The sequence below is a fragment of the Micromonospora tarapacensis genome (genome assembly GCF_019697375.1).
Classification (GTDB): Bacteria; Actinomycetota; Actinomycetes; order Mycobacteriales; family Micromonosporaceae; genus Micromonospora; species Micromonospora tarapacensis.
In genome coordinates this window covers 3,465,863-3,479,101 of the sequence record NZ_JAHCDI010000004.1, presented here as the reverse complement: position 1 = coordinate 3,479,101, position 13,239 = coordinate 3,465,863, and the positions used below count along the sequence as shown (strand labels likewise).

The 13,239-nt window shown below is 72.2% G+C and carries 8 protein-coding genes and 3 pseudogenes; 8 read left to right on the top strand and 3 right to left on the bottom strand.

Annotation, left to right across the window (positions count from 1 at the left end; genetic code table 11):
* Nucleotides 1–254 precede the first annotated feature (254 nt).
* Nucleotides 255–1,463 (bottom strand): DUF349 domain-containing protein, encoded by a 1,209-nt coding sequence (locus KIF24_RS21625; protein ID WP_221085579.1) that lies wholly within the window; start codon nt 1,461–1,463, stop codon nt 255–257.
* 247 nt (nt 1,464–1,710) lie between these two features.
* Here KIF24_RS21625 and KIF24_RS21620 point away from each other — a divergent pair, with 247 nt between their 5' ends.
* From KIF24_RS21620 to dapF, 4 genes and pseudogenes are all read left to right on the top strand, one after another.
* Nucleotides 1,711–2,160 carry a nuclear transport factor 2 family protein gene (locus KIF24_RS21620; protein WP_221085578.1) on the top strand — a complete coding sequence of 150 codons (450 nt, stop codon included), beginning with the start codon at nt 1,711–1,713 and terminating at the stop codon, nt 2,158–2,160.
* A gap of 110 nt (nt 2,161–2,270) precedes the next feature.
* Complete coding sequence (locus KIF24_RS21615) at nt 2,271–2,864, top strand: class III extradiol ring-cleavage dioxygenase family protein (protein WP_230415827.1); 594 nt, start codon at nt 2,271–2,273, stop codon at nt 2,862–2,864.
* Between the two features lie 135 nt (nt 2,865–2,999).
* Nucleotides 3,000–3,914, top strand: a complete 915-nt coding sequence (gene miaA, locus KIF24_RS21610; protein ID WP_331461387.1) for a tRNA (adenosine(37)-N6)-dimethylallyltransferase MiaA — start codon at nt 3,000–3,002, stop codon at nt 3,912–3,914.
* Nucleotides 3,915–3,921: 7 nt separating this feature from the next.
* Nucleotides 3,922–4,766, top strand: a pseudogene (dapF, locus tag KIF24_RS21605) (diaminopimelate epimerase).
* 4 nt (nt 4,767–4,770) lie between these two features.
* Here dapF and KIF24_RS21600 read toward each other — a convergent pair.
* Nucleotides 4,771–6,236, bottom strand: a pseudogene (locus tag KIF24_RS21600) (malic enzyme-like NAD(P)-binding protein); the annotation flags it as partial.
* Between the two features lie 176 nt (nt 6,237–6,412).
* On the opposite strand from KIF24_RS21600, the gene hflX reads away from it, so the two are divergent.
* Together hflX and KIF24_RS21590 are read left to right on the top strand one after the other, a co-directional pair.
* Nucleotides 6,413–7,879: a GTPase HflX gene (hflX, locus tag KIF24_RS21595; RefSeq protein WP_230415826.1), complete on the top strand. Its 1,467-nt coding sequence runs from the start codon at nt 6,413–6,415 to the stop codon at nt 7,877–7,879.
* 198 nt (nt 7,880–8,077) lie between these two features.
* On the top strand, nt 8,078–9,610 hold the full coding sequence (locus tag KIF24_RS21590) for a hypothetical protein (RefSeq protein ID WP_407939947.1): 1,533 nt from the start codon (nt 8,078–8,080) through the stop codon (nt 9,608–9,610).
* Between the two features lie 36 nt (nt 9,611–9,646).
* Here KIF24_RS21590 and lexA read toward each other — a convergent pair whose 3' ends face one another.
* Entirely contained in the window at nt 9,647–10,429 is a 783-nt protein-coding gene (gene lexA / locus KIF24_RS21585) for a transcriptional repressor LexA (protein WP_221085575.1), read from the bottom strand.
* A 567-nt stretch (nt 10,430–10,996) separates the two neighbouring features.
* Here lexA and nrdR point away from each other — a divergent pair.
* Both nrdR and KIF24_RS34675 read left to right on the top strand, forming a co-directional pair.
* On the top strand, nt 10,997–11,497 hold the full coding sequence (gene nrdR / locus KIF24_RS21580; RefSeq protein ID WP_221085574.1) for a transcriptional regulator NrdR: 501 nt from the start codon (nt 10,997–10,999) through the stop codon (nt 11,495–11,497).
* Nucleotides 11,498–11,559: 62 nt separating this feature from the next.
* Nucleotides 11,560–13,209: pseudogene (locus KIF24_RS34675) on the top strand (vitamin B12-dependent ribonucleotide reductase); the annotation flags it as partial.
* Nucleotides 13,210–13,239: the final 30 nt, after the last annotated feature.

Sequence of the window (13,239 nt, the reverse complement as noted above, 5' to 3'; positions counted from 1 at the left end):
AGCGGCAGCGATGCGGTGGCGGTCGCTGGATGCGCCCTGCCGTCGGGTGGACCTGGTCGGATCGGCTCCCGCGTCTCGCCCCAGCAGCTGCGGGCAAGCGCTTTCCCAGATAACCACAGATCGCCGTCGATGTAAATGTCATACGTTAACATCGGCCGGGACCAGCGGCCGGATGGACGGCAGAGCCCCCGGCTCCGGGTGGGAACCGGGGGCTCTGCGGCGTCCTGCTCAGCCGGCCTGCTCGGCCGCCGTGCTCAGCCGGCCTGCTCGGCCAACTGGAGGAACTGGCGTTTCGAGGCGAGCGCCTGCTCGGCCTCCTTGATCCGCCGGGCGTCACCGGCGGTCTGGGCCCGGGCCAGCCGCTCCTCGGCCTCCGCGACCTGCATCCGCATCTGGGCCAGCAGCGGGTTCTCCTCCCGGGTGGTGCGCCGCCAGGCGGAGTCCATCACCTCGCGGACCTTCTCGTCGACGGCGCGCAGCCGTCGCTCCAGCCCGGCGGCCGACTCGCGCGGCACCCGGCCGGCCTCGTGCCACTGTGCCTGGATCTCCCGCAGCCTGGCCTGGGCGCCCTTCGGGTTGCCGTCGACGTCGAGTGCCTCGGCCTCGGCGAGCAGCGCCTGCTTGCGCTCCAGGTTGGCACGTTGCTCGTTGTCCCGTGCGGAGAAGACCTCGCTGCGCCGGGTGAAGAAGGCATCCTGCGCGGCGCGGAACCGTTCCCACAGCCGCTGCTCGGCTTCCTTCGAGGCGCGCGGCGCGGCCTTCCACTGGCCCATCAGGTCCTTGAGGTGGTTGGCGGTGGTCGCCCAGTCGCTGGATTCGGCGACCTTCTCGGCCTCGGCGACCAGTTCCTCCTTGACCGTCTGCGCCTGCTTGCGCTGCGCGTCCAGTGAGGCGAAGTGGGCGCCCCGGCGGCGGGTGAAGCCGTCCCGGGCGGCGGCGAAGCGCTTCCACAACTCGCCGTCGGTCTTCTTGTCGACCCCACGAATGGTCTTCCACTCGTCGAGGATCTCCTTCAGCCGGTCTCCGGCGGTCTTCCAGCCGGTCGACTCGGCGGCCAGCTTCTCGGCCTCCTCCACGAGCGCGGTCTTGCGGGCGAGAGCCTCGACGCGGGCGGCCTCCTTCGCCGCCCGGGCCTCGCCGGCCTTCTCCTCGGCCACCGTGGCGAGCTTGTCGAGCCGGGCGGCCAACGCGTCGAGGTCGCCGACCACGTGGGCCTCGGCCAGCGAGGCGCGGATCCGCCGGATGGTGGCGAGCGAGCCGGTGGCGTCCGCCGCGCCCGAGTTGAGCCGCGCCTCGGTCAGATCCACCTCGGTCACCAGGTCGGCGAAGCGGCGGGCGAAGTGGGCCAGGCCCTCCTCGGGCGCCCCTGCCTGCCAGGATCCGACCACCCGTTCGCCCTCGGCGGTCTTCACGTAAACGGTGCCGTCCGCGTCCACCCGTCCGAAGGCAGTCCAGTCGCTCATGTGCCCATCCTCGTTCTCCCGGCACCCCGGGAGCAGTCCCCGGGCGCCGCCACGGCGCAGCCAAGTTTCTCCGGGCATTGTCACAGGTGCGCCCCGGCCCGCGTCGAGCGCCTATCGCCGACCGTGACCATACGGTGTCCTAGTCCCCCGGCTACGTCATGCGGTCGGCGTGCCGCTTTTTGCCGTACGGCGTACCGTACAATGTACGGGCGAGGTGTCCGTGCCGGGCGCCGGCGAGGAGGAACAGATGACCGAGTCCCGCAGCACCCTCACCCCACCGGCCGATCCCGGATTCGTCCCAGGCCCCGACGACCTGGCCGCGCTCGACGAGTGGTTCCGGCGGTACGACGCCCTCGCCGCGGCCGGCGACGTCGAGGGCACCGCCGAGCTGGCGCTGTTCCCGCTCAACACCGTCACCGACGACGCCACGGGCGACGGCTCGGCGCGGCAACTCAGCCGAGCGGAGTACGTCGAGATGATGGGGGGCGTGCTCGGCGCGGGCGGCGACGTGACGATGGAGTCCCGGCGCACGCCACATTTCCTCACCGCGAGCCTGGTGGTGGTCTTCACCGACGCCGAGTTCACCATCGACGGGGCGACCCAGCGGGTCCACTACGCCGACCTGCTGGTCCGCACCGGCGGCCAGTGGCGGTTCCAGACGATGATCCAGGGCGGCTGGGGCGGTCAGCCCGGCTGACGCCGGCAACGCGCCACCCCGGCTCGGTCGCCCGGTGGCGCCCCGACCGGGTCACCGGGCGACGCGGTGCACGGCGGCACGCGGCGACGCCGGACCGCTACGGTTGCCTGGTGCCACTGGTCGCCGCCGCCGTCTGCCCCCATCCGCCGCTGCTCGTCCCCGAGGTGGCCGGTGCCGCCGCGTCGGAGCTGGACGACCTCCGGGCCGCCTGCGACGCGGCGGTGGCCCGGCTCTGTGCCTCCGGTGCCCGCAGCGTCCTGGTGATCGGCGCCGCCGACCGCAGCGCCGACCTCACCTTCCCCTACCGGGGCAGCTTCGCGCCGTGGGGAGTGCCGCTTCAGGTGCGACTCGGCGGCCTCCCGGACGGCAGGGTCGGCACCGACGGTCTCCCGCTCAGCCTGCTCGTCGGCGCCTGGCTGCTGCGTCGGGTGCCCCCATCCGGGACCGGCGGCATCGGGTGGCGGATGGCGACCGTCGGCGCCGACGAACCGGTCGAGACGTGCGCCGCCCTCGGCGCCCGGCTCGCGGGGAACCAGCCGTGGGCCCTGCTGGTGATGGGGACGGGTCGGCCTGCCGGGGCGAGCGGGCGCCCGGCTACGCCGACCCGCGGGCCGAGGCGTACGACGAGGGCGTCGCCCGGGCGCTGGCCCAGGCGGACACCGAGGCCCTGCTCGGCCTGGACCCGGCCCGGTCGGCACAACTGAGGGTCGCCGGCCGAGCGGCGTGGCAGGCGCTCGCCGGTGCTGTGCGGGCGGCCGGCGGCGACTGGCGCGGCGAGCTCGGCTACCACGCCGCCCCTACGGGGTGGGCTACTTCGTGGCCGGCTGGGAGCGGCGGTGATCGACCGGGGGACCGTGGTCGCCGTGGTCGGGCCGACGGCGGCGGGCAAGTCGGCGCTGAGCATCGCCCTGGCACACGCGCTCGACGGCGAGGTGGTCAACGCCGACTCGATGCAGCTCTACCGGGGGATGGACATCGGCACGGCGAAGCTCACCGCCGCCGAACGCGAGGGCGTGCCGCACCACCTGCTCGACATCTGGGAGGTCACCGAGCCGGCCAGCGTCGCCGGGTACCAGCGGCTGGCCCGGGCCGCGGTGGACGACATCCTGGCCCGGGGCCGGGTGCCACTGCTGGTCGGCGGGTCCGGGCTGTACGTGCGGGCGGTGTTGGAGCAGTTCGAGTTTCCCGGCACCGACCCGGCGGTACGGGAGCGACTGGAAGGTGAACTGGCCGCGTTCGGTCCGGCGCCGCTGCACGCCCGACTGCGCGCGGCGGACCCGGCAGCCGCCGCCGGAATCCTGCCCGGCAACGGACGGCGCATCGTCCGGGCACTGGAGGTGATCGAGCTGACCGGCGCGCCGTTCACCGCGGCGCTGCCGGAACCCACGCCGTACTACCCGTCCGTGCAGATCGGCGTCGAGCTGGACACCGCCCTGCTCGACGAGCGGATCGCCGTGCGGGTGGACCGGATGTGGGCCGACGGGTTGGTCGCCGAGGTCCGCGAGCTGGTGGGGCGCGGCCTGCCCGAGGGCCGTACGGCCAGCCGTGCCCTCGGCTATCAGCAGGTGCTGCGCCTGCTGGCCGGCGAGCTGACCGAGGCCGAGGCGCACGACGAGACGATCCGGGCCACCCGCCGTTTCGTCCGCCGCCAGCGTTCCTGGTTCCGGCGCGACCCCCGGGTGCACTGGCTGGACTCGGCAGATCCGGGGCTGGTCGAGGCCGCCGTGCGGATCCTCGGCGAGGCTGCGCGATGATGGGGACGTGGAGTTCACCAAGGGACACGGCACCGGCAACGACTTCGTGATCCTGCCCGACCCGGACGGCGCGCTCGACCTGGCTCCCGAGTTGGTGGCGGCGATCTGCGACCGGCGGCGCGGGATCGGCGGGGATGGTGTGCTGCGGGTGGTCCGCGCCGCGAAGCACCCCGACGGCGCCGCCCTGGCCGGTGAGGCCGAGTGGTTCATGGACTACTGGAACTCCGACGGGTCCTTCGCCGAGATGTGCGGCAACGGCGCCCGGGTGTTCGTCCGGTACCTGCTGGAGGCCGGGCTGGCCACGCCGGTGCGCGGTGCGCTGCCGGTGGCCACCCGGGCGGGCATCGTGCACGCGCGGGTCGACGGCGACGCCGTCGCCGTCGAGATGCGCCGCCCCGGCCCTACGGCGCCTCCGCCGCAGCCCTGGGCGGGCTGACGCTGCCCGGCACGGCGGTGGACGTCGGCAACCCCCACCTGGTCTGCCCGGTGCCCGCGGGGCTCGACCTGGCCGGCTTGGACCTCACCCGCGCGCCCGGATTCGATCCGGCCCTCTTTCCGGCCGGGGTGAACGTCGAGTTCACCGCCCCCGGCGGGCCGGTCGGTGACGCCGACGCGCACGTGCTGATGCGGGTCTACGAGCGCGGCTCCGCCGAGACACTGTCCTGCGGCACCGGCGCGTGCGCGGTCGCCGCGGTGGCCCTGCGGGATGCCGGCCGGGCGGTCGGCACGGTCGCCGTCGACGTCCCCGGCGGCCACCTCACGGTGACCGTGACGGCCGATTCCTGCTGGCTGTCCGGCCCGGCCCTGCTCGTCGCCACCGGCCGACTCGCCCTACCCGCGCTGCTGACCTGACGTCAGGGGTGGCGGCGGCGGTGGCGGCGATCTCGGGAGGTCGGCCGGGCCGGGGTCGGCGGCGGGTGGGGTGGCGGCCGGGTTCTGCGCGGCGGCGCGCACGGCCGCGGCGACCGCCGGTGCCACCCGGGCGTCGAAGACGCTGGGCACGATGACCGTCGGGTTGATCTTCTCCTCGCCGACCACGTCGGCGATGGCCCGGGCCGCGGCGATCGCCATCTCCTCGGTGAACTCCTCGGCGTGCGCGTCGAGCATGCCGCGGAAGACGCCCGGAAAGGCCAGCACGTTGTTGATCTGGTTCGGTTGGTCGGACCGGCCGGTGGCGACGACGGCGGCGTGCTTGCGCGCCTCCCGTGGGTCGACCTCCGGGTCCGGGTTGGCCAGCGCGAAGACGATGGCGTCCTTGGCCATCGTGGCGATGTCGTCCCCGGTGAGCAGGTTCGGCGCGCTCACGCCGATGAAGACGTCCGCACCGTTGAGCGCGCCGGGCAGGTCACCGGAGTAGCCGTCGCGATTGGTGTTCCCGGCCAGCCACTGCCAGGCCGGGTTGAGGTCCGTCTGGCCGCGGTGCAGGGCACCCTGACGGTCGTACGCGATGATGTCGCCGACCCCCTGGCGAAGCAGCAGTTTCATGATCGCGGTGCCCGCCGCGCCGGCACCGGAGACCACCACCCGCACGTCCGCGAGCTGCTTGCCCACGACCCGCAGCGCGTTGGTCAACGCGGCCAGCACGCAGATCGCGGTGCCGTGCTGGTCGTCGTGGAACACCGGGATGTCCAGGGCCTCGCGCAGCCGCGCCTCGATCTCGAAGCACCGCGGCGCCGCGATGTCCTCCAGGTTGATCCCGCCGTACGCGGGCGCGATCGCCTTCACGATGGCGACGATCTCGTCGGTGTCCTGCGTGTCGAGCACCACCGGCCAGGCGTCCACCCCGCCGAAACGCTTGAACAACGCCGCCTTGCCCTCCATCACCGGCAGCGACGCGGCCGGGCCGAGGTTGCCCAGCCCCAGCACGGCCGAGCCGTCACTGACCACGGCGACCGTGTTGCGCTTGATGGTCAACCGGCGGGCGTCGGCCGGGTTCTCCGCGATCGCCTGGCAGACCCGGGCCACCCCCGGGGTGTACGCGCGGGACAGTTCGTCACGGTTGCGCAGCGCGACCTTCGGGCTCACCTCGATCTTGCCGCCCAGGTGCAGCAGGAACGTGCGGTCGGAGACCTTGCGCACGTCCACGCCGTCGAGTGCGCTGAGCGCGTCGACCACCTGATCGGCATGGCCGGAGTCGGCGGTGTCGCAGGTCAGGTCGACGATCACGTTGTTGGGGTCGGAGTCGACCACGTCGAGGGCGGTGACGATCGCTCCCGCCTCACCGACCGACGTGGTGAGCCGGCCGATCGACGAGGCGTCCGCGGGCACGGCGATCCGGATCGTGATCGAGAATCCGGCACTGGGCAGTCGGGTGGTGGCCACGCAGGTCCCTCCGTCGGCGCTGAACGGCTCGTCCGCATTTCTACTCGCCCAGCCGGGACGCCCGGCATCCGCCCCCGGCTTTTGCCTGTTTACGCGGTGGGCATATACCAGGTGCGACGGCCGTTGACACATGTCAGGATTGCTCGGTACATGCACAGAACGGACAGGAGAGACGCTTGCGAGACCAGGAGACCCACGTTTCCATCCCCGACGACGAGCTCGAGTCCACCACCGGCGAGGACGCCACCACCGGCGAGTTCGAGCTTTCCGAACGGCAGGCGCTGCGACGGGTCCCCGGTCTCTCCACCGAGCTGACCGACATCACCGAGGTCGAGTACCGCCAGCTCCGGCTGGAGCGCGTGGTCCTCGTCGGCGTCTGGACCGAGGGCACCCAGGTCGACGCGGAGAATTCCCTGACCGAGCTGGCCGCGCTGGCGGAGACCGCCGGTTCGCAGGTGCTCGAAGGGCTGATCCAGCGGCGCAACCGCCCCGACCCGGCGACGTACATCGGTCGCGGCAAGGTCGACGACCTCGGCGCCATGGTGCGCTCCGCCGGCGCCGACACGGTCATCTGCGACGGTGAACTCTCCCCGTCCCAGCTGCGCAACCTGGAGCAGCGCACCAAGGTCAAGGTGGTCGACCGCACCGCGCTGATCCTCGACATCTTCGCCCAGCACGCCAAGAGCCGGGAGGGGCGCGCCCAGGTCGAGCTGGCCCAGCTGGAATACCTCCTGCCCCGGCTGCGTGGTTGGGGCGAGACGCTGTCCCGGCAGACCGGCGGGTCGGGCCGGGGCGGTGGCGCCGGCGGTGGCGTCGGCGTGCGTGGCCCGGGTGAGACGAAGCTGGAGACCGACCGGCGGCGCATCCGCCACCGCATCGCCCGGCTACGCCGGGAGAGCAAGGCCATGCGCACCGTACGCGAGACGAAACGAGCCCGCCGCACCCGCAACGCGGTGCCCGCGGTGGCGATCGCCGGCTACACCAACGCCGGCAAGTCGAGCCTGCTCAACCGGCTCACCGGGGCCGGTGTGCTGGTGGAGGACGCCCTCTTCGCCACGCTCGACCCGACCACCCGCCGGTCCACCACGTCCGACGGACGGGTCTACACCCTCTCCGACACGGTCGGTTTCGTCCGGCACCTGCCGCACCAGATCGTCGAGGCGTTCCGCTCGACGCTGGAGGAGGTCGCCGAGGCCGATCTGGTCGTGCACGTGGTCGACGGCGCGCATCCCGACCCGGAGGAGCAGGTCCGCGCCGTCCGCGAGGTGCTCGGCGAGGTCGGTGCCGACCGGTTGCCGGAGCTGCTGGTGGTCAACAAGACCGACGTGGCCGACGAGGAGACCCTGCTGCGGCTCAAACGGCGCTGGCCCGAGGCGATCTTCGTCTCCGCGCACCGCGGGCGCGGCATGGCCGACCTGCGCGACGCGATCGAGCGGCGGCTGCCGCGACCGCCGGTCGAGGTACGGGTGGTGCTGCCCTACGACCGGGGTGACCTGGTGGCCCGCCTGCACCGGCAGGGTGAGGTGCTCAGCACCGCCCACCTGCCGGAGGGCACGATGCTGCACGTACGGGTCAACGAGGCACTCGCGGCCGAACTCGCCCCGTTCGGCAACGCGGTGCAGGCGGCCCGTTCCGCCTGGTGACCGCCCCAGCAGCGTGACCCGGCGGAAACCTGCGGCATGCGACACTTCTTTCATGCTCCGCACTGCCTCCTCCGTCCGGGTTGCCCTCGGTCTCGTCGGGGCCGCCGTGGCGGCCACCGGTGTCGTGCTCGCCGCGCCCGGCACGGCGCCGGCGAAGGCCGTGTCTCCCGCGCCGGTGGTGGCGGCACCCCGGCCGCCGTGGTCGGGCCGCCGGTCACGGCGGCCGGCAAGAAGCAGTGCACGGTCACCGACTCCCGGCTGCGTGAGTTGTCCGGCCTGGCGGTCACCAAGACCGGCTACATCGTCGTCAACGACAGCACCGAGCGGGACGACCGCAAACGGGTCTTCTACCTCAACAAGGACTGCGAGGTCGTTCGCGAGGTGCGCTACTCCGGCGCTGGTCCGTTCGACACCGAGGATGTCGCCGTCTCGCCGGACGGCAAGACCCTGTGGATCGCCGACACCGGCGACAACGTCACCAGTCGGCAGCGCCGCGAGCGGGTGGCGGTCTGGAGCATGCCGATCGGCGGCGGTAAGGCGCCGACCCTGCACCGGCTGTCGTATCCCGACGGCAAGCCCCGCGACGCCGAGGCGCTGGTGATCGGCGACGACAACGTTCCGTTGATCATCACGAAGGTCACCGCCGGAAAGGCCGAGATCTTCACCCCGGACGGGCCGATGCCCAGCGGCGACACCGACCCGGTGCCGATGAAGAAGCTCGGCGACGTCGAGCTGCCGAAGACGGACACCGAGAACCCGCTGAGCACCTTCGGCCGGGTCGCGATCACCGGCGCAGCCCGTTCTCCGGACGGTTCGCGGGTGGTGCTGCGCACCTACGCCGACGCCTTCGAGTACGACGTCCAGAACGGCGACATCGTCACCGCGCTGGCCACGACCACTCCCCGGGTCACCGCCCTGGCCGACCTGTTCGGTGAGGCCATCGCCTACTCGACCGACGGCAAGACGTTCCTGACCGTCTCCGACACCGGTCACTTCGAGGATGACGACCCGGTCGAGATCCTCGGCTACACCCCCTCGAAGGAGGGCCCGAAGAACCTGGCCGCCGACCCGGACGCGGCGGACGACGCGGCCGGCCGGTCGTGGTTCGACGGGTTGACGCTGAACGACATCACGTACCTGATCGCCACCGTCGGTGTGCTCGGCGCGCTGCTCGTCGGCGCCGGCATCTTCGGCATCCTGCGCGCCCGTAAGCGGCCGGCGCCGACCGGCAAGAGCCGCGACGTCGGCGACCCGGGCCGTCGGCGCGACGGGTCCGGCCCGGCGCAGGACCAGGGTCGGGGCGGCGTGTACGGCGGCGCGCCGTCCGGTGGCGTCTACCGCGGGCCTGCCGGCGGCGAGGGTCCGAACGGTGGCCGGTCGGGGGCCGTCTACGGCGGCGGCCGACCCGCTGCCGGCAACGGTGCCGGCCCGGCATCGGGTGGCGGTGGCGTGTATGGCGGCGGTGGCCGGCCCGGCGGCGACGCCGCTCCCGTCTACGGCGGGCGGCCCGGCGCTGGCCCGGCGGCGGGCGGGCGTTCCGGCGGCGGCGTCTACGGCGGCGGTGGTCGCGGCGAGGGACAGCCGGGTGGCCGGGCCGAACCGCCCCGGCGCAGTGGCCCGGCCGAACCCGACTACCGGGGGCGGCGTTCCAGCCGCTACCGCGAGGACGGCAACGAGCCGTACGGCCAGGTGCGCGGCGGCAACTACGGCTACCGGGGCGACCGGTACTGACACCCAGGCCGGTGGGCACCGGTCGTGGGGACCGGCTCAGATCCGGCGCAGCACCGCGACCACCCGACCCATGATCGTGGCGTCGTCGCCGGGGATCGGGTCGAAGGCCGGGTTCTGCGGCATCAACCAGACGTGACCGTCGCGCCGGCGGTAGGTCTTCACGGTCGCCTCGCCGTCGAGCATGGCGGCGACGATCTCGCCCGAATCCGCGGTCGGCTGCTGCCGGACCACCACCCAGTCGCCGTCGCAGATCGCCGCGTCGAGCATCGAGTCACCCTTGACCTGGAGCATGAACACCTCGCCCTCGCCGACCAGCTCGCGGGGCAGCGGGAAGACCTCCTCCATCGACTGCTCGGCGAGGATCGGCCCACCGGCGGCGATGCGGCCGAGCATCGGCACGTACGCCGGTGTGGGGCGCTGGGAGCGACTGAGCTCGTCGTCGACGTCGTTGGGGGAGCGGACGTCGACAGCGCGCGGCCGGTTCGGGTCGCGCCGCAGGAAGCCCTTCTTCTCCAGCTCCTTGAGCTGGTAGGCGACGCTCGACGGGGAGACCAGGCCGACCGCCTCGCCGATCTCGCGCACGCTCGGTGGATAACCGTGGCGCTCCACCCAGGTACGGATGAAGTCGAGGATGCGCCGCTGCCGGGCGGTCAGGTCCACCGTCACCGGGTCGGGGAAGGCACTGACCACCGGGGTCACGGGCCGCACGGCGGGCTGCCCGGCGCGGGCGCGGGTGACGCTGCGCCGTCGGGCGGCCGGTGGGCCCGCCTCGGTGCTCTGCTGCGGGCTCTGCGGCCGGTTGGCCCGGTCCTCGGTCACGTCCGTCCTCCCTGGTCGGCGCTGGATGCCTCGGCGGCTCGTGGTGCGTGCGTCGATCTGCCGGCCGGTGGGTCGACCATGGTCACCTCCGGCTGTTCATGACCGTATAGGTGGGATCGGTCATTTTCAAACATCTGTACGACCTATCTCCGCGTGTCGGGGCGGAAAGCCGCGCCAGTCGTACGCCCGTTCTGGTAAATGGTACGTCTGGTCGAACGGGTGTTCGACCCGCCCGGAGTGTCGCCGATCCGCGGCCGGTTGGCCGGTAACCGCCGTCGCCGGTCCGCGTTGGGCTCTCCGGTTGCCGGGAACGAGGGGAGGGGGCGGCCTGTCGGGTGACGCGCCGGACACGCCGCCAACTTGACCTCGGATCGTCGGCGACATACGGTCGACCCCTAGATGTAGTAGTCACACGGGCGTAAGTTGCCCATAGGTTGGGTTTGACTACCGACCGCTCTCCAGCACAGCCAGGACGGCGGGCCCTCCTGCGGGATGGTTCCGGCGCCGCGAGGCGTGCCCGGAGAGCGGGGCGGGGTCCGGCCCGTGATCGATCGAGGAGGTCGGGCGATGCGGTGTCCGTACTGCCGGCACGCCGACTCCCGGGTGGTCGACTCGCGGGAGGCCGACGACGGACAGCTGATCCGTCGGCGGCGGGCCTGCCCGGAGTGCGGAAAGCGGTTCACCACCGTCGAGGAGGCGGTGCTCGCCGTCGTCAAGCGCAGCGGGGTGACCGAGCCGTTCAGCCGGACGAAGATCATCGGCGGGGTGCGCAAGGCGTGCCAGGGCCGGCCGGTCGACGAGGACTCGATCGCGCTGCTGGCGCAGCGGGTCGAGGAGACCGTCCGGGCCAAGGGGGCCGCCGAGATCCCCAGCCACGAGGTCGGGCTGGCCATCCTGGGCCCCCTGCGGGACCTGGACGAGGTCGCCTACCTGCGGTTCGCCAGCGTCTACCGGTCGTTCGACTCCCTCGCCGACTTCGAGCGGGAGATCGAGACGCTGCGGGCCGCCGCGCGGGCCCGGGAGGGCGCCGGAGCCGAGTCGGCCGGCGCCACCGGCCACGCGCAGTGATTTCTTGAGCAGTAGTGACAGTCGGATCGCGCGGGGGCCGCGCGGACGAGGGGGCGGATGAGATGCCGGGGGACGGTGTGACAACAAGCAGGTCACGAAGCAAGGCGGGCGCGGGCCTCAAGGTCGAGCGGGTCTGGACCACCGAGGGCGTGCACCCGTACGACGAGGTCGCCTGGGAGCGCCGCGACGTCGTGATGACCAACTGGCGGGACGGCTCGATCAACTTCGAGCAGCGTGGGGTGGAGTTCCCGGAGAGCTGGAGCGTCAACGCGGCCAACATCGTGACCACCAAGTACTTCCGGGGCGCGGTGGGCACCCCGGAGCGCGAGTGGTCGCTGAAGCAGTTGATCGATCGGGTGGTCGGCACCTACCGCACCGCCGGCGAGGAGTACGGCTACTTCGCCTCCCCCGCCGACGCCGAGGTCTTCGCCCACGAGCTGACCCGGATGCTGTTGCACCAGGTGTTCAGCTTCAACTCGCCGGTCTGGTTCAACGTCGGCACGCCGTCACCCCAGCAGGTATCGGCCTGTTTCATCCTGTCTGTGGATGATTCGATGGATTCCATCCTGGATTGGTACAAAGAGGAAGGGCTGATCTTCAAGGGCGGCTCCGGTTCCGGGGTCAACCTGTCCCGGATCCGCTCCTCCCGGGAGCTGCTCTCCTCCGGCGGCACCGCCTCCGGCCCGGTCAGCTTCATGCGCGGCGCCGACGCCAGTGCCGGCACCATAAAGTCCGGCGGCGCCACCCGGCGCGCGGCCAAGATGGTCATCCTCGACGTCGACCACCCCGACATCGAGGAGTTCGTGGTCACCAAGGCGCGCGAGGAGGACAAGATCCGCGCGCTGCGCGACGCCGGGTTCGACATGGACCTGGGCGGTTCCGACATCGTCAGCGTGCAGTACCAGAACGCCAACAACTCGGTGCGGGTCTCCGACGAGTTCATGTCGGCGGTGGAGCAGGGCGGCGGTTTCGACCTGCGTGGCCGGCTCGACGGGCAGACCATCGAGACCATCGACGCCAAGAAGCTGTTCCGCAGCATCTCCCAGGCCGCCTGGGAGTGCGCCGACCCCGGCCTCCAGTACGACGACACGATCAACGACTGGCACACCTGCCCCGAAACCGGCCGAATCACTGCAAGTAATCCCTGCTCGGAATACCTTCATTTGGACAATTCGTCCTGTAACCTCGCCTCGCTGAACCTGATGAAGTTCCTGCGCGCCGACGGTGGCTTCGAGGTGGAGAAGTTCGTCAGGTCGGTCGAGCTGGTCATCACCGCGATGGACATCTCGATCTGCTTCGCCGACTTCCCGACCGAGAAGATCGGCGACACCACCCGGGCGTACCGGCAGCTCGGCATCGGCTACGCCAACCTGGGCGCGCTGCTGATGGCCTCCGGCCTGCCGTACGACTCGGACCACGGGCGCTCCCTCTCGGCCGCGATCACCTCGCTGATGACCGGCACGGCGTACCGCCGCTCGGCCGAGCTGGCCGGCATCGTCGGTGCGTACGACGGCTACGCCCGCAACGCGGAGCCGCACAAGCGGGTCATGCGCAAGCACGCCGCCGCCAACGACGAGATCAAGCCGACCGGCACGGTGGCCACCGCGGTGGTCCGCGAGGCCACCAGGCAGTGGACCCAGGGCAACAAGATCGGTGAGAAGAACGGCTGGCGGAACTCCCAGGCCGCGGTACTCGCACCGACCGGCTGCCTGACCCCGGACACGCTGGTGACGACCGACCGC

What these genes read in the sequence shown, in the direction of transcription:
- nrdR (WP_221085574.1), top strand. Translation starts at nt 10,997, where the DNA reads ATGCGGTGTCCGTACTGCCGGCACGCCGACTCCCGGGTGGTCGACTCG.
- KIF24_RS21625 (WP_221085579.1), bottom strand. Translation starts at nt 1,463, where the DNA reads ATGAGCGACTGGACTGCCTTCGGACGGGTGGACGCGGACGGCACCGTT.
- KIF24_RS21620 (WP_221085578.1), top strand. Translation starts at nt 1,711, where the DNA reads ATGACCGAGTCCCGCAGCACCCTCACCCCACCGGCCGATCCCGGATTC.